The sequence below is a fragment of the uncultured Sphingomonas sp. genome (assembly GCF_913774285.1).
Classification (GTDB): Bacteria; Pseudomonadota; Alphaproteobacteria; order Sphingomonadales; family Sphingomonadaceae; genus Sphingomonas.
This window is the reverse complement of sequence record NZ_CAJYHX010000022.1, coordinates 58,163-82,780: the sequence shown is the minus strand read 5'-3', so window position 1 is coordinate 82,780 and position 24,618 is coordinate 58,163. Positions and strand designations below refer to the sequence as shown.

Here is a 24,618-nt window from a genome sequence, read left to right as displayed (position 1 = left end):
AGAGCCGCGGATCAGCTCGGCTTCGTGGGTATCGTCGCCAGGTCCGCATCGATTGCCTTGAGCTTGGCATCGGTAAGCAGGGCGGGAAAATAGGCCTGGATGCCGACCAGCGTCTGCCCGCGGGCCATGTCGATCTGCGGGTTCTTGACCATGTCCGGCAGATGCTTGGCGAGCACCGCACGGGCGGCAGGGTCGTCGAGCATCGTGCCCAGCGGCGTGGTCAGACTGTTATACTTGCCCGAAGCTTGCGCGGCCTTGGTGCGCGCCTGCAGATCGTCGATTTCCGCGCCCCAGGGATCGCGCGCCGCGATGGCTTTGCCGTCCGCGGCGAAGTCGAGGATCTCGTCGCCCGACGCGGTGAAGCGCGGCCAGGCCGGCAGGCCCGCACCGTTGGGATCGCCCTTCTTGGCGAAATTGGCGAGATAAGCGCTGATCGTCTTGCCGACCTGTTCGTCCTTCGCCGTGGTCGCCGCGCCATATTTGATGCGGGCATTGTCGAAGAAGAACGGGATGTCGGTCGCATGCCCGGCACCCGGCTGGCCGACCGAATCCGCGACATAGGAGAAGCGGTATTCCCACACCGGCACCTTCTGCGCGGCGACCATCGCGCTCGCCTCGCGCGCGCCAGCGATCATGAAGCCGGACTTGCCGCCCATGTCCGCGCTGGTCGCGCCGATCAGCATCGGCACATGCGCGAAGTTGCCGCTGGCATAGGCCTTTTCCTGATCGACGAGCAGCGTGCCGTCGAGCACCGGGCCGCCATAGGTGCGCGGGCCCGGCTTGGGCTGGAACAGCTCCATCATGCTGAGGCCGTCGGTCACCTGCTCGGCGCTCAGCGCGCGCAGCTTGGCGAGGGCATCGGGGGCGGCGGGGTCGATATTGTGCGCGCGGGCGAGATTCTCGCCAATCGCCTCGGCATCCTTGAGCGTCGCGTTCTTCGCGGTCTGGGCATTGCCGCCCGACATCACGATCGCCTTGCTGAATAATCCACGCGAAAGGGGAGAGGTGACCAGCGTGTGGACCGACATGCCGCCGGCGCTCTCGCCGATGATGGTCACGTTGGACGGGTCGCCGCCAAACGCCGCAATGTTCTTCTGCACCCATTTGAGCGCGGCGATCTGGTCCATGAAGTTGTAGTTGCCGAGCAGCCCGCCGTCCGGATTCTCGCGGGTGAGCTGGGGCAGGGCGAAGCTGCCGAACCGCCCGACGCGGTAGTTGAAGCTGACGAACAGCACCCCCTGCTTGGCCATGTTGGCACCGGCATAGGTGGGCGGCGAGGCGCCCCCGTTCACGAAGCCGCCGCCATAGATCCATACCATCACCGGCAGCTTGGCGGTGGCCGGCGCGGCAGCGGGCTTCCAGACGTTGAGGTACAGGCAGTCCTCGGCCGGCGTGGTGCCCAGCGGTGCGGCATCGCTGGGGAATGGCTTCTGCATGCAGTCATGGCTGTACTGGGTAGCCGGGCGCACGCCCTGCCAGTTCGCCGCCGGCTGCGGCGCCCGCCAGCGCAAGGGGCCGACCGGCGGTGCGGCGAAGGGGATGCCCTTCCAGCTGGCCACGCCGTCCTCGATCGCGCCCTGCACCTTGCCCGTGTCGGTGGCAGCCACCGGCGCGTTCGTCTGCGCCACCGTGGCGGTGGGGATCGCGCAGGCCGCCGCCCCGCAGGCCAGCGCCGTCATCCATGCCTTCATGCTCGCATCTCCCGTGATAAGTCTCATGATCAGAAGCTCTTGGTGATCTGGAAATTGAACGTGCGCCCGAGGATGTTCGCGTTCGACGGATCATAGGCACCGAAATTGCTGCCGGCGCGGGTCAGGACGATCGGGGGATCCTCATTGGTGACGTTCTGCACGTTGAGCCCGAGCCGCAGGCCGCCGAGCAGCTTGTTGCCCTTGGGCACGGCATAGCTGATGCCGAGATCGGCGGTGGTCCAGGACGGCACCTTCGATTGGGGCTGCCCGGGCAGCGGGATCGTATTGGTGTAGCTGCCGACATAGTTGACGAACAGGTTCACCCCGAAGCCCGACTTGCTCCACCCAATCTGCCCGCGGCCGCGCAGACTGACCGGATAGTAATAGGTGTCGAGCACGTCCTGGGTCATCCCGCCGGCGACGGTCTGCAGCGTCTGGTTCAGGATCCGCGTGGCGTTGGCGCTGACGAACCAGCGGCCGATCCCGGTTTGCAGCGTATAGCTCAGCTGCACGTCGATGCCGTCCTGGAAGGTCGTCGCAGCATTGGCCGAGCGGCCGTCGACGATGACGTTGACCGAGCAGGCGCCGAGTACGGGCACGTTGTAGAGCGCGGGATGGCCGGCGATGAAGCGGGCCAGCACCGGGTCATAGGTGGCGGGATTGCCGCTGACGCAGCTCGCCGGATTGTTCACCGGGATGATGTAGCGGCTGTAGAGCGACGCGAAGGTGGGGCTCGACAGGAACAGACCGGTATTCTGGCCGACAATCTGATTGCTGTAGTGCGTGTTGTAATAGGTTATCGACGCGCGCAAGCCGGACGTCTTGGGCGCGAAGTCGACACCTGCGGACCAGGTGGTGGCGGTTTCCGGCTGAAGGTCGGGATTGGCGCCGATGATCTGGTAGGCGCTGGAATTGCCCGGAAAGACGAAGCCGATGTCCGGCCGTCCGGATCCGTTGACGATCGGCACGCCGATCACCGCCGCCGAGAAATTGTTTGGGTTGGTGTCGGTCAGTGCCGGCGCGCGGAACGAGGTGCCCCAGGACCCGCGGATCGAAAGTGCGTCGTTCACACGCCAGGTGGCGCCGACCTTGGGGTTGGTGGTGGAGCCGAAGTCCGAATAATTGTCGTAGCGCACCGCCGCGTCGAGATCGAGCGACTGGACGAGCGGTATCCCCATGTCGGCACCGAGGATCGGCACAAACAGCTCGGCGAACGCCGAAGCGGTGGTGCGCCGCACCGTCGTATCGTTGGTGACGGCGTAGCTGTTGTTGGTGGGGTTGTTCTCGAACGCGTTGTTGCTGCCGTTGACCAGATGCTGGCGATTATAGGCGAGCTCGCCGCCGAACGCAGTCCGCACCGATCCGGCCGGCAATGCGAACAGTGGGCCGTCGAGCTTCAGCACGCTATCGTAGAAGGTGTTGTACGCCAGCTGGACGTTCGATCCCATGAACGTGCCGTATTGCGCGGCGGTGAGCGGCGTCGTCGTGAAAGGATCGATGCGGCCGGCGCGGATCTCTGCGGACAGCGCGGCACCATTGGCGTTGTTGTCGTAGTTGCAGATGCCGCAGGTGGAATCGTGCGCGTAGGTGAAATAGCCGTCGACCTTCCAGCTGCCGGGCAGCTTGCCGGTGAAGCCGGCGGTGACGCTGATCGTCTCGGCCGGATTGCTGGTGACGGATGGGCCGTTGAAGAACAGCAGCGGGTCGACCGCGATCAGCTGCCCCGGCGCACCGCCGCACAGCGCGCTCGATGAGGCGGCATTGGCCGGCGCCCCGCTGATATAGGTGGGACTGCCCTGGCAGATGGTGATGTTGTTGCCCAGCCGACTGTTGCCATAGGCGCGGCTCAGCGTATCGCGCTTGGTGTAGAAGCCTTGTGCGAACACCGAGATGGCGTCGTTCACGTCCTGGTTCAGGATCAGCGCCGCCTGGTGACGCTTCTGCTTGCCGAGGAAGTCGGTGTAGTCGGCCGCGTCGACCAGATTGGCGCCCGGCGTCAGCTGCCCGAAGGTAAGGCCGGGACCGGCAGCGCGTGGCAGCGTGTAATAGCTGTACGGACTGCCGTTGCCGCCGACGATCAGCGTCGGCCCGGTAACCCCGAGGGTCGCGTCCACCGCGCGCGTATCCGGCCCGCCGACGCCGCGCAGGTCGCGACGGAGGAACTTGGAGCGGCCGTTGGCGAACGGCTCGCGATAGTCATAGTCATAGGTGGCGATGACGTTGCCGCTGCCCCAGTCATAGCCGGCGGTGATCGAGCCGCCCCATTGGTTGTTGTAGCGCGTCACCGTGCCGCGGCCGGTCACCTCGATGCCAGTGAAGTGCTTGCGCAGCACATAGTTGATCACGCCCGAGATCGCGTCCGACCCGTAGATGGCCGAGTTGCCGTCGCTCACCACTTCCACCCGCTCGATCGCGGCGATGGGCAGCTGGATGGCTTCGGTGAAGGTCGTTGCCGCACCGCTCGGCACCACCCGCCGACCGTCGACCAGCGTCAGCGTGGCCGAGGTGCCCAGGCCGCGCAGGTTGATCGCGGTGCCCTGTGTCGAGTTGCCGCCATAGCCCGCGGTCCCGCCCTGCCGGTAGACCGGGCCGGAGCCGCCCGAATTCGGGTTGTTCTGCACCTGCGGCAGCGTCTGCAGCACCGAGGCGACGTCGGTAAGGCCGGTCGCCAGCATCTGGTCGCGATTGACGGTGACCGTCTCCGACCCGACCGGCTTGACCCCCGAGATGTTGGTGCCGGTGACGATGATTTCCTGCTCCTGGGCAGGCGAGAGCGGCTCGGCCGTCGCCGTGTCCGGCACCGCCTCCTGCGCCCAGGCGGGTGCGGCGAGCGCCGTTGTCAGCGCCAAAATACTCATGCCCGCTGCGGACAGAACCAGCCGTCGCGTCGCTTCCATCGTCATCCTCCCATTTCGTCTTGCGGGACGATGTCGATCGCTCGTCCCGTAGCGGGTGTCGGTCGGATGGGTGGGCCGAGAACGGGTGTCGAACGGGCGCGTGTCGATGATCGGCGCGGCAGGATATGCCGGCGCGTGCGCTTCAGAAATCCCCTCTCGCGCCCGGCCTGTGTCGACCGGCTTCGCTCGGAAATAGGTATGACGTATCACTATTCAGCGAAGAAATAGAATTAGTGGATCGATTGATTACAAAGCTGGAACGATGCGTCGCGTCTTGCGGCCCAGCCGATTTGCCGAATAGATTGATGCCCCGATACCATAACAAAAATCGAAGTGTTCAAGGGGAGAGAGGGTGCAATGCGGCGGACACCGAGCCTCACCAGCCTGCGCCTGTTTATGCAGGTTGCCCAGCATGGCAGTTTCAGCGAGACCGGCCGCTCGGCCAATGTGTCGCAGCCGGCGCTGAGCCGCACGATTCGGCTGCTCGAGGAGCAATTGGGCGTCCGGCTGTTCGATCGGAACTCTCGCAATGTCGCGCTCACCAGCGCCGGCGAGGCGCTGCTGCCGATCGTCGAACGGCTGACCGGGGACTTTGACCACGCCTTCTCGGAACTGGCGCAGAACTTCGCCGGATCGCGGGGGCGCGTGGTGATCGGTGCGCTGCCGTCGGTCGCTGCCGGCACGCTGCCGGCGGCGATCGCCAGCTTCCGCGAGCTGCACCCGCAGGTCGAGATCGTGCTGCGCGATCACCTGTCCGGCGCGCTGTTCCAGGCGATGGAAGAGCGCCAGCTCGACCTGGCGGTGACGACGCCGCCCGATGCCGGCAAGTTCGTCTTCGATCCGCTGATGCAGGACGCGATGGTGCTGGTGGTCCCCGCCGGCGGGCCGCTCGACACCGGCAAGCCCGCGCGCTGGAGCATCTTCGCCGAGCATCCTTTTATCGCGATGGCGCCGCGTAGCAGCGTCCGCGCGCTCACCGATGCGGCGATGCTCCAGGCGAATGTCGCTGCGCGGGCGCTATACGACTGCACGCAGCTGGCAACGGTAGGCGCGCTGATCGAGGCGGGGCTGGGGATCACGGCACTCCCCGAATCGACCCTGCGGATGCTCCACGGTGGCCGCATCGCGGCACGCCCGCTGGTCGATCCGGTGATCGAGCGCACGATCGGCGTGGCACGGCTGGCGGACCGGACGCTGCCGCCGGCGGCGCAGCGCTTCCTCGAGCATTTCCTGAAGGTCGCCCGCTGACAAAAAGGAGGGCGCGCGATCGCTCGCGCGCCCCTGAGGAGGGAACCGATCGGGCCAAGCGCTAGAAGCGGGCGCTCGCGCGAATATAGGTCTGGCGGCCATAGGGATCGGCCACCGAGGAGAGATAGCCGGTATAGATCGCGTGCGGCGGCGCCTTGCCGAACAGGTTGGTCATGCCGACGCCGAGCTCGAACCGGCGATCCGGGCCGAAGCGGAAATTATACTGCGCGTCGAAAACGGACCAGGCGCCGATCCGCGCCACTTCCGGCGCACCGACGACCTGCTGGTAGTCGTCGCGGACGCTGGAGACGTAGCGCCAGTCGATGCTCAGCGCATGGTCGGCCAGCGAGAAGTCGACACCGGCGACGTTGCGGTAGCGCGGCGCGGCGGCGGCGGTGAGCGGCGAGGTCTGGTAGTTGTTGCGCTTGCCGACGCCGTCATAGACCAGCGTGCCGGTATCGACGTCATATTTGACGAGGATGCTGAGATTGTCGCGGAAGGTGAAGCCGACCGGGCCGATCGTGCCTTCATACCGCCCTGCGACGTCGATGCCCGCCGTGGCGGTGCCGCTGGGCGCGTTGTAGGAGGTGACGATCACCGATTGCGCCACGCCTGCAGCATCGCGGATCACGTTCGGACCATTGGGGTCGGCGTTGATCACCGCCTGGCCGTTCTGCAGCTGGATTTGGCTGCGATAGCGATAGTGCCAATAGTCGACCGACAGGCTGGCACCGCGCACCGGCAGCAGCGTGGTGCCGATATTGAAGACGTCGGCCTTTTGCGGCTGGAGCGACGGGTTGCCATATTGCAGCACCGAGCGGAACACGAGCGAGCCATCGCGCGGATCGATGATGTTGGCGACGTTGGTGCCGATCAGCGCGCTGCTCGAATTGGCGATCGCCGGCGCCTGAAACGCCTTGCTGGCCGAGGCGCGGATCGCGATTTCCGGAATGATCCGCCAATTGGCCGACAGCTTGGGCGCGACGGTGTTGAAGTTGCCATAATCCTCGTAGCGGGCGGCGGCATTCAGCGTGAGCGTGTCGAGCGGCTTGAAGTTCGCCTCGGCGAAGACGCTCTTCACCTCGCGCTTCAGATCGGTATCCCGGAACGGGCCGTTGAAGGCGCCGAAGCCGTTCTGGAACAGGTCCGAATAGCGGCCCACCTGCCGCTCCTTGCGGAACTGGGTGCCGACCGCGATGTCCAACGGCCGCCCGGCGATCTCCACCAGCGTGCCATTCAGCACGGCCTCGCCGATCAGATATTCGCGGATGTTGGTCGAGGCCTCTTCGGTCTGGATGTTGTAGAGCAGCGACGGGTCCTGCGTCTGGCTGTCCTTGGCGAAGGGGCTGAGGTACAGGCAGTTGCCCGACCCCGGCACCGCGCCCGAGCCCGCGCCATTGAAGCGGATGTTGCAGTTCGGCCCGCCAAAGCCGTTCAGCGCGGATTGGAACAGCCGCATGTCGGTATCCTTGTCGACCGAATTCACCTCGCCGCGCGACCAGGTGAAGGTGGCGGCATAGTTCCAGCGGGTGGAAATCGCGCCCTCCGCACCGACGACGAGGTGCCGCTGGTCGACCTGGTCGCGCTGCACCTTGTAGCGGGTGCCGGCAAATCCCTGCGACCCGATCGCGCGGCCGATGAAGCCGACATCGACGCCGAACGGATTGAGCGGGTTGGCGGCCGGCACGATCGGCGGGGTAGGGCCGTTGCGATTCTGCGCGAAGGAGGGAACGCCGTAGCGCTGCGCATCCTGATGATAGAGGCCGAACTCCACGTACAGCTCGTGGCCGGGTGCGAACTTGAACCGCGTGTCGTTGTGGACGAGCACCGATTGCGAGGCGGGGCGGATCGGGTTCTGCGCCTGGAAGCTGAACTGGCAGGCGCCGAGGCCGAAGCCGGGGCTGTTCGCGGCCGGCACGTAACGGCTCTGCGTCGCGGCCGAGCCGCAATCCGGATCGACGACCGTGACCGTGCCGGCGGCGTTCTTGAAGCGGTCGTAGAGGGTCGAATAATTGTTGCCGTTGATCACGACGTCGCCGCCGCTCGCAGTGCGCGGGCGGGCATAGAGCACGAAGGCGCCGGGATTGGCGCCGGAGCCCGAGGAAGGATTGAAGAAGTTGGTGACGTCGCGGTCGCCATTCTGCAGCCGCTCGATGTTGCGATAGGCGAAGGAGGTGACGCTGCGGATGCGATCGTCGCCCAGCCCCACCATGCCCTGCACGTTGAACGCGGGGCTGTCCTCGATGAAGGTATATTGGCCGGTCAGCTTGACGCCCTTGAACCGGGTGTCGGTGATCACGTTGAGCACGCCCGCCACCGCATCGGCGCCATAGGTGGAGGAGGCACCGTCCAGCACGGTCTCGATCCGGCCGACGGCGATCTCGGGCGTCAGGCTGTTGAGGTTGACGAAGCCGTCGGTCGGCACGACGCGGCGGCCGTTCAGCAGCACCAGCGTCGCCCCAGCGCCCAGGCCACGGAGATTGGCCGAGCGCGTGTCGCGCGAGTCCGCGCCGCCGCCCTTGGCAAGATCCTGGATGCCGCCGGCACTGCCGACATTCTGCGGAATATAGCGGGTGATGTCGGCCAGCGCGTTGACGCCGGTGCGCGCGATGTCGGCTGAACTCACCGAGAGAACCGGCGAGGCGCGATCCTCTTGGCGCACGTTGCGAAGGAAGGAGCCGGTGACGACGATCTCCTGCTCGACGGGCGGCGCGGCTTGCGCGGTGTCGGGCGCTGCTGCCTCGGGCGCGGGCGTCGTCTGCGCGAAGGCGGTTCCGGCATGCAGCAGCGCAAGGCTGGCGGCCGCGAGCGAGATGCTGGCGCACAGGCGGTGCGATCGAGCGTTGGTCATGGCAATCCCCTCCATTTTTGGCAGGCGGGGACTGTGCAGCTGGCGAAATGCCGGCCTTGGCGCAGCAGGTGCGCAGAACCTCCCCTGGTGTTCGGCTGGTGTCTTCCCGAGCCTGCCCCACAGCTATGCGACGCGGACACGGTTTTAAAAAATAGAAAGTTTGGAAGCATTGATCCGTAAAGTTGATGGGTCGTCGTTGATGCTCAGCGATCAACAAATTGCATTGATCAATAGAATGTTTGACATTGCGGTATGGGTTGCACCTCCGCATGATTGCGCTGCCCGGCATCGATCGGGTGGGGAGGATTATGCTGGCCATCATCGGCGCCCTTGCGGTCCTGGCACTGCTCGCGCTCATCTTGTCGAACCGAACATCGCCGCTTGCCGCACTCATCCTGGTGCCGGTGGCCGCGGCGCTGCTCGCCGGGCTGGGCGGGGCGATCCCGGCCTATGTGCTGGCGGGCATCGGCAAGATCGCGCCGGTCGCGGGCATGTTCATCTTCGCCATCCTGTTCTTCGGGATCATGACCGATGCCGGGCTGCTCGCGCCGCTGGTGGGGCTGGTGCTGCGGCTGGTGGGCGAACGGCCGCGCCGCATCGCCATCGGTACCGCGCTGCTGGCGCTGCTGATCCATCTCGACGGTTCGGGGGCGGTCTGCTTCCTCATCACCATCCCGGCGCTCCGTCCCCTCTACGACCGGCTCGGTATGGACCGGCGGGTGCTGGCCTGCACCGCCTCGCTCGCCGCCGGCGTCAATTTCCTCCCCTGGACCGGCCCCACGCTGCGCGCCTCGGCTGCGCTGAAGGTGCCGGCGGCGCAGCTGTTCGTGCCGATGATTGGCGTGCAGGCGGCGGGGCTCGGCTTCGTCTTCGCCGCGGCCTGGTGGCTTGGGCTTCGCGAGGAGCGGCGCATCGCCGCCGGCATCCCGCTGCCCCGCGCGGCCGGCGCAACGATGGCATCGGGCGCTCCTGCCGAGCCAATGGCGGACGATCCCGGCTTGCGCCGCCCGCGACGGATGCCGCTCAACATTCTGCTCACCCTCGCGGTTGTGGGCACGATGATCGCGGGGCTGGTCGAGCCGGTTGTGGCCTTCATGATCGGCACGGCGCTGGCGTTGATGATCAACTATCCCGATGCCGCCCAGCAGCGCGCCCGGATCGACGCGCATGCGCGCGCGGCGCTGCTGATGGCGGGCGTGCTGTTCGCGGCGGGCGCGTTCACCGGCATCCTCAACGGATCGGGCATGATCCGGGCGATGGCCGAGGCGGTGGCGCGGCACGTGCCAGACGGAGTCGGCGGCAGCCTGCCGGTGCTGCTCGGGGTCGCCTCGATGCCGCTCAGCCTGTTGTTCGATCCCGACTCCTTCTATTTCGGCGTGCTCCCCGTGCTGGCGGAGGTCGGCACGCGGTTCGGCCACGCGCCGGCGACCATGGCGCAAGCCGCGCTGCTCGGACAGATGACCACCGGCTTCCCGGTCAGCCCGCTCACCCCGGCGACCTTCCTCGTCGCGGGGCTGAGCGGCATCGAACTCGGCGCGCACCAGCGCTTCGCCATCCCCTGGCTGTTCGCCGCGACGCTGGTGATGGTCGCCGCCGCGTTGCTGATCGGAGTGCTCCCGCTGTGAGACCGGAACCCATCCGCATCGGCGCCGGCGCCGGCTTCGCAGGCGACCGGATCGAACCGGCGCTGGAGCTGGTCGAGCAGGGCGATCTCGACTTTCTTGTCTTCGAATGCCTGGCCGAGCGCACCATCGCCGCGGCGCAGCAGCTCCGCCAGAGCGACCCGGACGGCGGCTTCGATCCGCTGTTGCTGGAGCGGATGCGCCGGGTGCTGCCGGCGGCGCGCGCGCGCGGCGTGCGGATCGTCACCAATGCGGGTGCCGCCAACCCGGTCGGCGCCGCACAAGCCGTTGCCACGCTGGCGCGCGACATGGGGCTGCACGGCCTGCGCATCGCTGCCGTCACCGGCGACGACGTGCTCGATCTGGTCCGCAGCGCCGAGCATCCGCTGATCGACCGTCCGGGTACCAGCGCCGATCTCGCCCGCATCGTCTCCGCCAACGCCTATCTGGGCGCCGGGCCGATCGCCGACGCGCTCGCGCAAGGCGCCGAGGTGGTGATCACCGGCCGGGTGGGCGACCCTGCGCTGTTCGTCGGGCCGATGGTGCACGCATTCGGCTGGTCGCTTGACGACGCGGCGTTGATGGGCCGCGCCACCGTGATCGGCCATCTGCTCGAATGCGCCGGCCAGCTGACCGGCGGCTATTTCGCCGATGACGGCCGCAAGCAGGTGCCTGGCCTCGCGCGGCTGGGCTTCCCCTTCGCCGAGGTGGCGGCAGATGCCAGCGCCGTGCTCGGCAAGGTCGCCGGCTCGGGCGGCGCGCTGACGCTGGCCAGCTGCAAGGAGCAGCTGCTGTACGAGATCCTCGATCCGGGCGCCTATGCCCAGGCCGATGTCGTGGCCGATTTCCGATCGGTGCGCTTCGCAGAGCTCGGGCCCGACCGGATCGCTGTCTCCGGCGGCGACGGTCGACCACGGCCCGACGCGCTGAAGGTCTCGATCGGCTATGACGACGGCTTTATCGGCGAAGGTCAGATTTCCTATGCGGGGCCCGGTGCCGTCGGCCGCGCCCGGCTCGCCGCCGCCATCGTCGAGGAGCGCCTGGCGATCATCGGCGCGCCGGTGACGGAGCTGCGCAGCACCTTGATCGGGCTCGACTCGGTCGACCGGACCGGCCGGCCGCCGGCGGTCGACCCGCGCGAGGTGCGGCTTCGCCTCGTCGGTCGTTCCGCCACGGCGGAGGCGGCGGCGCTGATCGGGCGGGAGGTCGAGGCCCTGTACACCAACGGGCCTTTCGGTGGCGGCGGCGCGACGGCGGCGGTGCGCCCGGTGCTTGCCGTCGCCTCGACGCTGATCCCGGCGGCGCAGGTACGGCCCGCCATCACGCTGGTGGAGGCCTGAATGCTGCTCGGCGACATCGCGCACGTCCGTACCGGCGACAAGGGTGACCTCTCGCAAATCTCGGTGATCGCCTTCGACCCGGCCGATTATCCGCGCCTGGTCGCGGCGGTGACCGTGCCGCGCGTGCTGGCGCATCTCGGCGGGCTGCGGGTGCGGCAGGCGACCCGCTATGCCTTGCCGGGACTGGGCGCGCTCAATTTCGTCCTCGAAGGTGCGCTGAGCGGCGGCGTCACCCGCTCGTTGGCGCTCGACGCGCATGGCAAGTCGCTGGGCGCCCAACTGCTCGACCTGCCGATCGATGATGACGTGCCCGGAAAGGATGCGGAATGAAGCGCCATCACCTGTTGCTGGCGGCCACCACGGCCACCCTGTTGAGGACCGGCGCGGCGGAAGCACGGGTCACTCGCTTCGTCGTCGAGCAGCGGCGCGAGGTGCCGGCGGTACGGCCCGGTGCGCCCGCCTATGTGATCCTGCGCGGCTATTATGAAGGCGCGATTGATCCCCGCGATCGTCGCAATGCGATCATCACCGATCTCGCCGCCGCGCCCCGCCAGAAGGATGGCCGGGTCGGCTACCGGGCGACCTTCGCCATCGCCCTGCCTGCCTATCCCGCGCGGGCCAGCGGCTTCCTGATGTACGACGTGCCCAATCGCGGCAATGGCGACGTCGCCGCCGACGCCGAAGGCCATGTGCGCGTGGTGAGCGGCTGGCAGGGAGACATTGCCCCGCAGCCGGGCATCCAGACCCTCGTCGCGCCCACGGCAGCGGGGCTGACCGGCTGGGTGCTCCAGCGCTTCACCGGCGTCGCCACCACCACGGCGAGCATGCCGATCGACGGCGGCATCGGCCGCCCGACGCCGCGCCCGCTGCCGGTGTCGCTGGACACCCGCCAGGCCACCCTGTTCGCGCAGGCGGGTGACGCTGCCCCGCGCAAGGCGATTGCCCCGCGCGACTGGGCCTTTGCCGATTGCCGCACACAGCCTTTTCCCGGCACGCCCGACCCCCGCCAGCTCTGCCTGCGCGGCGGGTTCGATGCCGCCAAGGGCTATACGCTCGTCTATCGCGGCAAGGATCCCAAGGTGCTGGGCATCGGCTTCGCCGCGGTGCGCGACCTCAACGCGTTCCTGCGCTTCGCCAAGGCCGATGACGAGGGCACGCCCAATCCGCTGGCGGGCACGATCCGCTGGGCGATCGTCAGCGGCACATCGCAATCGGGCAACTTCGTCCGCAGCCTGATCGCGCTCGGCTTCAACCAGGCCGAGGACGGGCAGCAGATATTCGACGGCGCCAACCCCAATATCGCCGCGCGGCAAGTGCCGCTCAACATTCGCTTCGGCGTTCCCGGCGGCGCGGCGGGCATGTTCGAGCCCGGCAGCGAGGGCAGCCTGTGGTGGAGCCGCTACGACGACAAGCGACGGCACAGGGGCGTCTCCAGCCTGCTCGACCGCTGCACCGCGACGCGCACCTGCCCCAAGATCGTCGAGACCTTCGGCTCGGCCGAGTTCTGGGGCCTGCGCATGTCGCCGGGGCTGATCGGCACCGATGCCAGGGCGGACGTGCCGCTGCCGGCCAATGTCCGCCGCTATTACTTCCCCAGCGTGACGCATGGCGGTTCCTATGTCGGCGGCTTCCCGCTGGACGGCGACAAGGCCTTCCCCGGCGCGCCCGCCTGCACGCTCGCGTTCAACCCCAATCCCTCGATAGACACCCGGCGTGCGCTGCTCAAGGCGCTGGCCGACTGGGTACAGACCGGCAAGGCGCCCCCGCCGAGCCGCTATCCGATGCTCGCCGCGGCCGATCTGGTGGAGGCGACCGCCTCGGCAATGGGCTGGCCGGCAATTCCCGGCGTGCCAGGCCCCACCGGCATGCTCAACCAGCTGCCCGATTATGATTTCGGTCCCGGTTTCCATGCCGTCGATCTCAGCGGCGTGCTCACCCGCCAGCCGCCGGTGGTGCGGGGCACGATCCCGCAGCTGGTGCCGCGGGTGAATGCTGACGGCAACGAGACGGCGGGCGTGCCCTCGGTGCAGCTGCTGGTGCCGCTCGGCACCTATACCGGCTGGAACCAGCTGGCGCGCGGCTATGGTGCGGGCGGGAATTGCGGCTTTATCGGCGGCTTCATCCCCTTCGCTCGCACCGAAGCCGAACGCCGCGCCAAGGGCGATCCGCGCCCGTCGCTGGAGGCGCGCTACCGCGACCATGCAGGCTTCGTGGCGCGCGTCCGGGCGGTGGTGGCGGAGCAGATCGCGCAAGGCTGGCTGCTGGCGGACGACGGCGCGCGGCTGATCGATCAGGCCGAGAAGAGCGATGTCCTTCGCTAGCCTTGCCCTGGCATTGGCGGCCCCGGCGGCACCCGAAGCCGCCTGCGCGGCGCTGGCGCGGCAGATCCCCGACACCCGCACCGAATGGACGGAGGCTCGGCTAGTATCCGGACGGCCCTTGCCCGCGCACTGCCGGGTGATCGGCACGCTGCATCCGGTACCGGGCTCGGGGATCGGCTATGAACTCTGGTTGCCGCGTGCATGGAGCGGTCGGCTGCAGATGCTCGGCAATGGCGGCTATGCCTCGGCTCTGCCCGAAGCGGCGATGGCGGACGGTCTGGCGCGCCGCAGCGCGGTGGTCGCGACCGATACCGGCCACCAAGGCGACGATCCCGACTTCGCCCGCGGCCGCCGCCAAGCGATCGCCGATTGGGGATGGAGGGCGGTGCATGAGACTGCGCTTGCCGCGAAGCAGCTGGTGGCACGCTTCTACGGCCGCGCGGCGGCGCACAGCTATTTCAACGGCTGCTCGACCGGCGGCCACCAGGCGATGATGGAGGCGCAGCGCTTCCCGCGCGACTTCGACGGCATCGTCGCCGGTGCGCCGGGTTCCAACCGCGTCCGCCTCAACGCCGCATTCCTCTGGCAATATCTTTCGAACCACCGCACGGGCGACGATCAGACCCCGATCCTGGATAAGCAAGACCTGAAGCTGATCGCTGCGCAGAGCTTCGCCTCGTGTCGCAGTGCCAACGGCAATGCGGCTGGAGGCTTGCCCGGCGATCGCTGGCTGAACGATCCGCTCCAGTGTCGGCTCGATCCTGCTGCGCTGCTCTGCCGACCGGGACAGAGCAGCGGTTGCCTCAGCGCCGAGAAGGTGGCGGCGGTCGCCAAGATGCGGGCGGGGGTGCGCGATGCGCGCGGCGCGCAGGTCACCTTCCCCTGGCTGCCCGGCAGCGAGGCGGGGTGGAGCGCCTATTGGGCCGACCCACGCCAGCCCGACCAGCCGATGCGGGTGAATTTCTGGCGGGTCTGGGCCTTCGACGATCCGGCCTGGAACTGGTGGCGCTTCTCCTATGCGCGCGACCTGCCCGCCGCGATGCGGCGTCTGTCGCCCGTAATCGACGCAACCGACCCGGACCTGCGCGCCTATCGCGCACGTGGCGGCAGGTTGCTCGTCTATCATGGCCTTGCCGATCCCGTGGTCTCGCCGCTCGATACGCTTGCCTATCGTCGGGAGATGCTCGCGCGCACCGGCGCGGCGGCGGACTGGTACCGGCTGTTCCTCGTGCCGGGCATGGGACATTGCGGCGGTGGCGACGGACCCAACCGGTTCGATGCGCAGGCGGCGATCGAGCGCTGGGTGGAGCAGGGGCGGGCGCCTGCGCGCCTCACCGGCACGCTCGCCGACGGCGCGACCCGGCCGATCTGCGCCTATCCGGCACGCGCCGTACATCGCGACGGCGATGGCACGAAGGAAAGCGACTTCATCTGCGCGGCACCGCAGCCGCCGCGCAACCGACGATAAAAGAGGGAGAGGGACATGAAGAAGATCGGTTTGGGCTGGCTCGTCCTGGGCCTGATGAGCGGCACGGCGATGGCGCAGACGGCGTCGAAAGGCACCGATACCGCGGATGCGCGCGCCCTCGCGACCGAGGCGAAGATGACGGACGACGAGCGGTTCCAGCTGCTCCACGGCATCATGCCGATCGCATTTCCGGGCACGCCGCCGCTGCCGCGCGCGGACCTGAAGCCTACCGCCGGCTGGATCCCTGGCGTGCCGCGGCTCGGCATTCCCGACCTGTACGAAACCGATGCCAGCCTGGGCGTCGCCAACCCGCTCCAGCTGCGCAAGGGCGACTATTCGACCGCCCTGCCTTCCGGCCTCGCGCTGGCGGCGACGTGGAGCCCCGAACTCGCCTTCAAGGGCGGCGCGGTGGCCGGCAACGAGACGCGGCAAAAGGGCTTCAACATCCTGCTCGCGGGCGGCGTGAACCTGGCGCGCGATCCGCGCAACGGCCGCAATTTCGAATATCTCGGCGAGGATCCGCTGCTCGCCGGCCGGCTGGCGGGCGCCTCGATCCGGGGCATCCAGAGCCAGAAGGTCGTCTCGACGATCAAGCATTTCGCGCTCAACGACCAGGAGACGCTGCGCAACACGATCGACGCGCGGATCGACGAGAAGCCGTTCCGGGAAAGCGACCTGCTCGCCTTCGAGCTGGCGATCGAGGACGGCAAGCCCGGATCGGTGATGTGCGCCTATAACCGCGTCAACGGCGACTATGCCTGCGGCAATGACTTCCTGCTGAACCAGGTGCTCAAGCGCGACTGGGGCTTCCCCGGCTGGGTGATGTCCGATTGGGGCGCGGTGCACGACGTCAGCTATTTCGCCAAGGGGCTCGACCAGCAATCGGGCGCGCAGCTCGACAAGCAGGTGTTCTTCGACAAGCCGCTGCGCGCCGAAGTGGCCGCCGGGCGGGTGCCAATGGCGCGGGTGCGCGACAGCGTCCGGCGGATCCTGCGCTCGCTCTATGCCGTCGGCGCGGACGCGCCGCTGGCGGAAGGCGCGATCGACGAAGCCGCCCATGCCGCCGCTGCGCGCGCAGTGGCCGCAGCGGGTATCGTGCTGCTCAAGAACGACGGCGATGCGCTACCGCTGGCGGGCGCCAAGTCGGTCGCGGTGATCGGCGGCCATGCCGATCTCGGCGTGCTTTCGGGCGGCGGGTCGAGCCAGGTGACGCCCAAGGGGCCGGTGACCGTGCTGCCGCTGGGCGGGCGCGGCATGATGGGAGCCTGGGCGCGCCAGCTCTACATGCCCTCCTCGCCGCTGCGCGCGCTGGCCGCTGCCATGCCGGGGGCGAAGGTGGAATATGACAGCGGCTATGACCTCGCCTCGGCGACGGCCTTCGCGAAGCAGTCCGACGTGGCGATCGTGTTCGCCACCGCCTGGAGCAGCGAGGGCAACGACTTCAGCATGACACTGCCGGAAGGGCAGGACGCGCTGATCGCGGCGGTCGCCGAGGCGAACCCCAACACGATCGTGGTGCTGGAGACCGGCAATCCAGTGAAGATGCCCTGGCTGGGCAAGGTGAAGGCGGTCGTCGAGGCTTGGTATCCGGGGCAGGAGGGCGGCGCGGCGATCGCCGACGTGCTGACCGGCAAGGTCAATCCCTCGGGCCGGCTGCCGATAAGCTTCCCGTCGGAGGAGACGCAGCTCCCCCGCGCGGAGATTCCCGGCTGGGGGCAGCCGGAGGGGGCGCAGGGTATCGTAAGCTATCCCGAAGGCGCGGACGTTGGCTATCGCTGGTACGCCGCCAAAGGCACCCGACCGCTTTTCCCGTTTGGCTATGGCTTGAGCTACACGCGGTTCGAGCAGTCCGACTTGCAGATTCGCGGCGGCGCCCAACCCGAGGCGACGGTTACCGTGCGAAATGTCGGCAAGGTCGCCGGCGCCGAGGTGGTGCAGCTCTACCTGACCCGGCGGGGCGCCGTCGACACGCGCCGCCTGGCAGGTTTTCAACGCGTAGAGCTGGCGCCCGGCGAGAGTCGCTCGGTGGTCGTGAAGATCGAGCCGAAGGTCCTCGCCGACTGGACTCCGGAGGGATGGCATCTCGCCGCAGCCACCTACAGCTTCACAAGCGCCCCCTCGGCCGGTGGCACGAACCTCAACGCCACCATCAAGCTCCCCGAACGCCACCTCCGCAAATAGCAGTCGGTCTCCGAGTTCGATCGCCGGCGTCGCTGCTGTTCCAGCATGCCGGCAATGCTTTCTTGGTTGTCAGATTGGCAATCCGCAGAACATGGAGCATGCGGGGACGGAATCGAACTGGCTGAAATATGAAAGTTAATTCAAAGACTTGAACAAGATACCGTCAGCCCTGATACCGCGCGATATACCGTCACCGGCAAATGTTGGGTGGGTTCGATTCCAAAATGGCTGGCGATTCCAGCTTTGCTTGGGCCTAACGCAGGATGAGACATTGGCATCTGGCGCCCAGAAATGCAAATCTGAGCAAGAAACGGCGGGTATTCGACTTCCGCGGTACCGGCGCTTGTAAAGTCAATGATCCCATCCGTGCGTGGACTCGGCGAGGCGCCTGCACCAGACTTGCGCTCGTGTCGGAGTTCACCCGCTGGCAATGGCGAAAAGTGGAACTTTCCTGCCGTTACCGAGCAAAGGGCTGAGTGACGGCTTTAATGCGGAGCTGTCATTCGGCATTTGCCGGATCAGCATCGCACAATCTGGTGAAGTGGGTCGGTTTTCCTGAAAGCGACCAACGATAGCCCTTAAGCAGGTCCCAAATTAGGCGTTGGTGTCGCTGGGATGGGCATGCTACCCATCCGGATATGTTGGTTCAGGCCTCAGAAGCTGTTCGCCTTTCCGGCCTAACAGCCCATCAACTACGCGAGTGGTGTGGGCGTCGGGCGCTCGTTGAGGCCGACGTTCCTCCCGCCGGGCGCGGGCATCTCGCCTTGTTTTCCTGGCAGACGATCCTGGCGCTGCGGGTGCTGCACGAGGTGCATCTTCGCTACGCCATTGAGGTCAGTGGGTGGCGCGAGGCGATCGCGCAACTCCAAGCGCTATTGCGCAAACGTGCCTTTCCGTCCCTTTGGGGCCATGCTGTTATGTTTTCGAACGCGCGGGAGGCCTCGTTGCGTGTATCGAGCGACCCTTTGCGGAACTGCTCCTGCTTAGTCGTCGAGCTCGACGCGCATCTGGAAATCCTCGCGACGCCCAATGATCTGCGGGTCGAAAGCCAGCTACCGCTTTTCCCCGCGATAGCGGTGCGATGACTCAGTTGCAGCCTCTCGCCCACGACTGGAGCCGCCGCTTCGGTCTGGCGCTTGCACCCCTCTTCGAGGCGCAGGACACCACCGCGATTCCGGGCGATCACCACGTCTTGCTTGACGGCGGATTTGGAACGTTCGCGCTCTCGACGTCGTCCGAGGATCTCTGGCGCACTGGTGAGACCGCCGGCTGGGCGTGGTCGAGCGACATTCCCCATCACGTGACGGTGACGGATAGCAAGGTGGCAGTCGTGCGGTGGGATATGCCCAGCGATGTGCGCGTCTATGAGCGCGGCGGCGTCGAACGCAGCCTCGACCGGTTCTATACCTATCTGAATGAAGACCGCGTGCGGTCGAACCGTGGCATCGTCGAGCATCTTCTCAATCTTTTCCGGCGTGTGCGTTCGCTCGCTCATCATGCCAAGGTGCCGGACGGGCGGGCGATCGACGTGTACCTGGCGACCCTAGCCGGGCTCATTGCTCCGGATGCAATCGGGCAGAACCTGTCTGGGCTCGGCTTGGCTGAGGACGTCGCTGAGCTACACGCGCGCATTCCGGCAAATGCATTAAACGCCGCCAGTAGCGAGGCAGCCGCGGCGCCCGGCGCGCTCTCTAACCTTCGGCTCCATCCAGCGCTCGCGATCCGCCACGCTGGCGGTCAGCTGTTCCAGGAGGCGCATTTCGAGTTGCTCCGGGTTTCGCCGGATTTTGATTTGTTCGGGCTGGTGGATGCCCCGGAAACACGTGCTACGCACCGCGGTGGAACCCATTTTACGCCGCCCGCGCTAGCCCGAAGCATCGTCGAGCAGGTTCTTGCTCAAATGCCCGATCTCTCGACCCGCCCCGAGCTGGTTCTGTGCGATCCGGCCTGCGGATCCGGCGCGTTTCTGCATGAGGCACTGCGTGCGCTCAGGCGCGCCCGGTTCGCCGGCAAGCTGACGATTATAGGCCTGGATATATCCTCAGCGGCGATCGCCATGGCACGCTTCGTCATCAGTCTCTCACTGCGCGACTGGACGCCGGCAGGCGGCGTTCAACTCGAGATCGTTCAGCGCGACGCGCTAGGTGAAGCGGGTTTCCCGCGCGCGGACGTCATCGTCATGAATCCACCTTTCATCGGATTCGGCGCGCAGACGCCCGAGCAGCGCCAGCAGCTGCGTGAAGCGACCGACGGTAGCGCCGCGCGCGGCGATTATAGTATGGCCTTTGTGTCGCGCGCGCTCGATGCTCTCAAAGAAGGGGGCGCGCTCGGCTCGCTTTTTCCTGCAAGCTTATTGTCGCTCAAGGCCGCAGAGACGTGGCGCGAAAAGCTCGCCGATCGCGGCGACATTCGCATGCTCGCCTCCATTGGTGATTTCGGCCTGTTCTCCCACGCCCTCGTTCAGGTTGCCTGCACCGTAATCCGCAAGGGCCAGTCGGCCGAACCCAAGCCGTTGATGGCGTTGCTGACGGAAAACGACCCCGCAGCTACCGGCGAAGCGCTTCGTCAGGTCCGAAAGCTGGATGGCGCGGCCCCGTCGACGCCGCTTATCGAACCCCAGTGGAGCCTGTTTCCCGTCAACGCGAGCTCTCTCGTCGGGCGCAGAACGTGGCGATTGCCGACGCCATCGACGGAGCGGCTGCTAGCAGAAATGGCGGAACTTGGCCTGCCGACCGTCTCGGACCTGTTCGAAGTCTCACAAGGTATTCAGACCGGGTATAATGATGCCCTACTGTTGACACAGGACGAGTGGCAGTCGCTGCCGGCACGGGAGCGTCGTTACTTCCGCCTGGCGACGATGACGGATTCGATCCAGAACGGGCGGATCGTCAAACCCTATCACGTATTCTTTCCTCATAGCTCAAACGGGTGACGCGGAACCGCGGCGGTACCACCCTGGTCGCACCGTTGTGCGAGATCTCCGGCGGCCTCACATCCTGGCTTGGCTGGCAAGAGGTCTGGGATGTCATAGCCGGTCCGAAACCCTACCGTTTTCGCAATGCCGGGCTGACGATCTACCTCGGGAAACGGTATGAGGCCACAAAACCGCAGATCCTCCGACTGGAATGGCCAGGGATCAGCACATGGTCAGGTGGAGAGCTCTCCTTTCAAAGTCCGGGCGCGGGCCATCCTCATTGGCAATTTGATCTGCTCGAAGCGCTGGCGCAAACGGCGAGCGAAGCAAACTTCGTTCCCGATGCGGAGGAAGTCGTCGAAGACTTCGACGCCGCGCTGCCTGAGCGAAGCACGACTGAACTCCTCTCAAAATTCTCAATTGAGCGCATGCATCTCGCAAGCGCGGCTCCCTGGTGGCTTTCCCCAAAGCCGGGTGGATCTGCACATCATATGAACGCTCCGCCCGATCTTCCCTCTCTGACAAGATGGCTTCAGCAGAGCGTATTGTACCTCACACAAGAACTACAGCGCTGCGTCATAACTATTTAGGTGCAAAACGTGCGCAGCGACATAGCTGGAAGCTTGACCGAGAATTGCACCTCAAACGATCTCACCACTATCAATAAATATTCTCTGCAATTGATGTCTTCGGGAGTTTTCTTAAAAGTGCTTCTCGCGGAAGCTACGTCCGTTTTCGACAGAAGCTGCCGGTCGTCGCCGTTTAATGAATGACTGAATCTGGTCGGATGCTGCCTCCCTGGCTGGCCTCATGTTCAGCCGACTCCAGAGCACGGCTTCCGCCAATCGGCCGTCAAAGTTTGCTTCGCGTTCGCTGCCGCACGGTATCGGCGGAGTCGGCATATAGCGGCTGGTATATCTCGGCAGGTGCCTTCCATTCTCGAAGGAGGTCGAGGGGATCCTGATTACCGATCAGTTTTCGGGCAAGGCTGACCCGCTCCAAAACGACCGTTTGGGCCTTGCTCGGGAGTGTCGCTGCGCGTTGCTGGGCTTGGGAGAAGAACTGCTCGATCTCCATCACCCTCGACCATCGCTGGATAGCGCGTTGCAGGGTTGCCAGGCTTTCTCATAGGATTTGGCGATATTGCGCTCGTCCTCGCGGCGGCGGCATTTCTCCTGTTCCTCCAACCATGCGCGGTGTCGAAGCTCGGCCCGGCGCGCGGCTTCCTCTGCCATTTCCAAAAGCTGGCGCTTTTGCGCCAGAACGGCTTTGACGATGGTTTCGGGCGAGAGCGGTGCTGGCTGATCCTCCGATTCCTGCCAGCTTCGCGACCAGTCGACGCCGGAGTCTGCAGCATAGGCGAAGATACGGAGCCGACCCGACGGCACATCCTCGAATGTTGTCCAGCCGGAGCCGTGGGACCGCTCCAGGCGTGCAGCAAGCTCGGGGCTGTCTCGGACAAACCCGTTGTTCGTGTGGCGCATTTTTACGTGCTCGGTCATCTCGAGAACAATGAGACCGATGCTCAACCCGCCTGTCTGGACGAGCGTGGGTCGATCGGGCCGCCATGGCTGTGGATACGGGTCGTACCGCTGTCCCTTTATCGGTGCCTCTCTGGGGTCGATCTGCAGGCGGCGGGCGGCAGAATTGAGCCCGCTGAGTACCACGTGGTGACCAGCCTCCTCGAAGGCATTGTACAGAGCATTCGCCAGCAGCAGCCCACGATCGAGCGCTGCGGAGGAGGTGCGCAGGTCGGGCAGGGCGCGTTTATACGGTCGGAGAAAGCCATCATCCCTGGCCGGGCGGCTATTCAAGAATTGTGCCTTCGTGCCGCGCAGGAGCGGGTGCATGGCCGGAGCCGTCTTGTTGCCGGTTATCGCCTTTTTCCTAAGTGTGCGGACGGCGGGTCGCGCCTTGGGGAGGGGCATGCCGTCGCCGGTCCATGTGGTGGGCTGTCCTTCCGCTGCTGCGGGTAACGGCGGAACAGGATCGGCCTTGCCGAGCTCAAGGCGTGTCCAGTGGCCCTGCGCTGGCCTCGGTACGCCCAGAGCGGTGCAGATCTGTACCAGCTTGCCGTAGGAGATGCCCAGTTGCGCCGAGACCTTGGTCATCGGCATCGCCCAGATAAGGCGGTAGAGTTCCTCACGCGTGACCATGTGCCGCTCCCTTGCGATCCAACCTGCGGTTTCGGCAGTGCGGTGCTGGTCCTATAGCCTTGGCCAGACGGATCTGAATGGGCCTGAGGCTATTCGTGTTCAGTCGCGCCTTTTGATCGACAGGCGGCTTGGTGGACCATGCTGGGCGTCTCACGCCAGCGGCGTGATTGCGCTCGCACGCCGCTGCGCGGCGCCGAGTCGGGCTGGCCGTCTCGGCCCTTCGGATTTTGATCGCGGACGCGAGCGTCGATCCTGCGGATCGGCGGCCGGCAGGTGCCGGCAGCGAAACGCGGGTGCGGGGCGCGCGCTGGCGCACGCCTGCGGCGACACCAGGGCGCGCAGGTTGTCGGTGCCCGCGTGGCACACTTGCCCGGGCGGGAGGCACGGGCGGCGGCTGGCGCACGTGCTGGCGCGCGCACGCCGCCCGCGCGAGGCCCGCCCGGTTACAAGGGTGCGGTTCTTGTCCGGGCGCCGGTGGCGCCCGGCAGCGCGGTTGCGCTGACAGGATGGTCGCCGCGCGAATGCGCGGCGGCGTTGGTGCGCCGGCACGCGGGAAAGAGCAGGGGGAGCGTCGCTCGCCTCTAGTCCTGCCGCGGCATGCCGCAAGCCGGGCGGTGCCCGGCTCCTCCACTCCGTTACGGCCCTGAGACCCACCCCATTGCGCGGGCGCAATGGGGACCCCGGGGGGTGCGGCCTGCCTCTGACGGCAGGACTGCCGGTTCGCTCCTGCCGCTCCCCCCGCCCTTCCGGCGCCGGTTGCGGTGTTTTGGAAGGAGCAGGATTATGGGTGTTGGACACGAGAACCGGGCGAGCCTCTATGCCGAGGTGACGGGACGGGTGATTGCCGAACTGGAACAGGGACGGCTGCCCTGGGTGCAGCCTTGGGATGCGGCGGCATGTGGCTGTGCGATGCCGGCCAATGCGGTGACCGGGCGGCGCTATTCGGGGATCAATGTGCTGATCCTCTGGGCGGCGGTGATCGAGGGGCGCTATGCCTCGCAGCGTTGGCTGACCTTTCGACAAGCCCAGGCGGCCGGGGGCAACGTGCGGCGCGGCGAGCGCGGGACGACGATCTGCTATGCGGATCGCTTCACGCCAAAGGTCGAAGCCGAACGGGCACGCGACGAGGACCGCGAGGCGCGGCAGCTGGCGTTTCTCAAGCGGTTCACCGTATTCAATGTCGACCAGTGCGAGGGATTGCCCGATCGGCTGACGGTGGTGGCGCAGGGCGAGCCCGTGGCAGAAGCCGACCGCATTCCGGCCGCGCATGCGTTGATGGAAGCATGCGGGGCAGATATCCGGATCGGGGGTGGCGAAGCCTATTACAGCCCAGGCGGCGACTATGTCGCGGTGCCGCCGCAGCTCGCCTTTTACAACCGCATCAACTGGTATCGCACTGTGCTGCACGAATTGGGGCACTGGACCGGGCATCGCTCCCGCCTTGACCGCGACCAGTCCGGCGCATTCGGCAGTGCCACCTATGCCCGCGAGGAACTGGCTGCCGAGATGGCGAGCGCGTTTACCTGCGCATCGCTGGCGATCCGGCCAACGGTTCGGCACGCCGATTATATCGGCAGCTGGCTGGCGGTGCTGCGCGAGGACGAAAAGGCGATCTTTCGCGCGGCGAGCGCGGCCAGCAAGGCAGCCGATTATCTGCTCGGTTTCACGTCGGATGGGGAGGCGGAGCAATGATGCGCTGGCTTCGACTGCGGCGGATGCGTCGTGCCTTTCGTGCCATCCCCGAGCGCGATCGGGCGATCTTCGGATCGGTCCGGTTCGACGATTGCGACTACATCGAAACAGCTGAACGGCATGGTTGCACAGTGGCCGAGGTGGAGCAGACCATTGCCCGTGTGATCCTTGCCTTGGATCGGGCCGAACGGGACAAATGGCCGTGATAGACGCGACACCTCGCCCGCTACCTGCGGG

17 protein-coding genes are annotated in these 24,618 nt (G+C 66.6%); 12 read left to right on the top strand and 5 right to left on the bottom strand.

Features of this window, described 5'->3' with window-relative positions; genetic code table 11:
* Positions 1-11: 11 nt before the first annotated feature.
* Complete coding sequence (locus QZ670_RS10795) at positions 12-1,691, bottom strand: carboxylesterase family protein (RefSeq protein ID WP_365894637.1); 1,680 nt, start codon at positions 1,689-1,691, stop codon at positions 12-14.
* A gap of 29 nt (positions 1,692-1,720) precedes the next feature.
* Entirely contained in the window at positions 1,721-4,549 is a 2,829-nt protein-coding gene (locus tag QZ670_RS10790) for a TonB-dependent receptor (RefSeq protein ID WP_294254950.1), read from the bottom strand.
* 396 nt (positions 4,550-4,945) lie between these two features.
* Between QZ670_RS10790 and QZ670_RS10785 the strand changes: the two genes are divergently transcribed.
* Positions 4,946-5,836, top strand: coding sequence for a LysR family transcriptional regulator (locus tag QZ670_RS10785; RefSeq protein WP_294254948.1), 891 nt, complete (start codon positions 4,946-4,948; stop codon positions 5,834-5,836).
* Between the two features lie 61 nt (positions 5,837-5,897).
* On the opposite strand, the gene QZ670_RS10780 is transcribed toward QZ670_RS10785, so the two are convergent.
* Positions 5,898-8,687 carry a TonB-dependent receptor gene (locus QZ670_RS10780; protein ID WP_294254946.1) on the bottom strand — a complete coding sequence of 930 codons (2,790 nt, stop codon included), beginning with the start codon at positions 8,685-8,687 and terminating at the stop codon, positions 5,898-5,900.
* 308 nt (positions 8,688-8,995) lie between these two features.
* Here QZ670_RS10780 and QZ670_RS10775 point away from each other — a divergent pair, with 308 nt between their 5' ends.
* The 9 genes from QZ670_RS10775 to QZ670_RS10735 all read left to right on the top strand — a co-directional run bounded on the left by QZ670_RS10775 (position 8,996) and on the right by QZ670_RS10735 (position 21,123).
* Positions 8,996-10,312, top strand: a complete 1,317-nt coding sequence (locus QZ670_RS10775; protein ID WP_294254944.1) for a citrate:proton symporter — start codon at positions 8,996-8,998, stop codon at positions 10,310-10,312.
* Positions 10,309-11,649, top strand: a complete 1,341-nt coding sequence (locus QZ670_RS10770; protein WP_294254942.1) for an acyclic terpene utilization AtuA family protein — start codon at positions 10,309-10,311, stop codon at positions 11,647-11,649. Before QZ670_RS10775 ends, QZ670_RS10770 begins: the two co-directional genes overlap by 4 nt.
* Positions 11,650-11,979, top strand: a complete 330-nt coding sequence (locus QZ670_RS10765) for a hypothetical protein (RefSeq protein WP_294254940.1) — start codon at positions 11,650-11,652, stop codon at positions 11,977-11,979.
* Positions 11,976-13,970: an alpha/beta hydrolase domain-containing protein gene (locus QZ670_RS10760; RefSeq protein ID WP_294254937.1), complete on the top strand. Its 1,995-nt coding sequence runs from the start codon at positions 11,976-11,978 to the stop codon at positions 13,968-13,970. The genes QZ670_RS10765 and QZ670_RS10760 overlap by 4 nt, the downstream gene beginning before the upstream one ends.
* Positions 13,957-15,438: a tannase/feruloyl esterase family alpha/beta hydrolase gene (locus QZ670_RS10755; RefSeq protein ID WP_294254936.1), complete on the top strand. Its 1,482-nt coding sequence runs from the start codon at positions 13,957-13,959 to the stop codon at positions 15,436-15,438. Before QZ670_RS10760 ends, QZ670_RS10755 begins: the two co-directional genes overlap by 14 nt.
* A 15-nt stretch (positions 15,439-15,453) precedes the next feature.
* Positions 15,454-17,619 carry a glycoside hydrolase family 3 C-terminal domain-containing protein gene (locus tag QZ670_RS10750; protein ID WP_294254934.1) on the top strand — a complete coding sequence of 722 codons (2,166 nt, stop codon included), beginning with the start codon at positions 15,454-15,456 and terminating at the stop codon, positions 17,617-17,619.
* Between the two features lie 638 nt (positions 17,620-18,257).
* Complete coding sequence (locus tag QZ670_RS10745) at positions 18,258-18,704, top strand: hypothetical protein (protein ID WP_294254931.1); 447 nt, start codon at positions 18,258-18,260, stop codon at positions 18,702-18,704.
* Positions 18,701-20,551, top strand: coding sequence for an N-6 DNA methylase (locus QZ670_RS10740; protein WP_294254928.1), 1,851 nt, complete (start codon positions 18,701-18,703; stop codon positions 20,549-20,551). The genes QZ670_RS10745 and QZ670_RS10740 overlap by 4 nt, the downstream gene beginning before the upstream one ends.
* A complete protein-coding gene (locus tag QZ670_RS10735) occupies positions 20,548-21,123 on the top strand; it encodes a hypothetical protein (protein ID WP_294254926.1) in 576 nt (191 codons plus the stop codon). Before QZ670_RS10740 ends, QZ670_RS10735 begins: the two co-directional genes overlap by 4 nt.
* 262 nt (positions 21,124-21,385) lie before the next feature.
* On the opposite strand, the gene QZ670_RS10730 is transcribed toward QZ670_RS10735, so the two are convergent.
* Both QZ670_RS10730 and QZ670_RS10725 read right to left on the bottom strand, forming a co-directional pair.
* Positions 21,386-21,610 carry a hypothetical protein gene (locus QZ670_RS10730; RefSeq protein WP_294254924.1) on the bottom strand — a complete coding sequence of 75 codons (225 nt, stop codon included), beginning with the start codon at positions 21,608-21,610 and terminating at the stop codon, positions 21,386-21,388.
* Complete coding sequence (locus tag QZ670_RS10725; protein WP_294254921.1) at positions 21,610-22,689, bottom strand: hypothetical protein; 1,080 nt, start codon at positions 22,687-22,689, stop codon at positions 21,610-21,612. The genes QZ670_RS10730 and QZ670_RS10725 overlap by 1 nt, the downstream gene beginning before the upstream one ends.
* A gap of 783 nt (positions 22,690-23,472) precedes the next feature.
* On the opposite strand from QZ670_RS10725, the gene QZ670_RS10720 reads away from it, so the two are divergent.
* Both QZ670_RS10720 and QZ670_RS10715 read left to right on the top strand, forming a co-directional pair.
* Complete coding sequence (locus QZ670_RS10720; RefSeq protein ID WP_294254919.1) at positions 23,473-24,381, top strand: zincin-like metallopeptidase domain-containing protein; 909 nt, start codon at positions 23,473-23,475, stop codon at positions 24,379-24,381.
* Positions 24,378-24,587, top strand: a complete 210-nt coding sequence (locus QZ670_RS10715; protein WP_294254917.1) for a sigma factor-like helix-turn-helix DNA-binding protein — start codon at positions 24,378-24,380, stop codon at positions 24,585-24,587. The genes QZ670_RS10720 and QZ670_RS10715 overlap by 4 nt, the downstream gene beginning before the upstream one ends.
* The last annotated feature ends 31 nt before the right edge of the window (positions 24,588-24,618 follow it).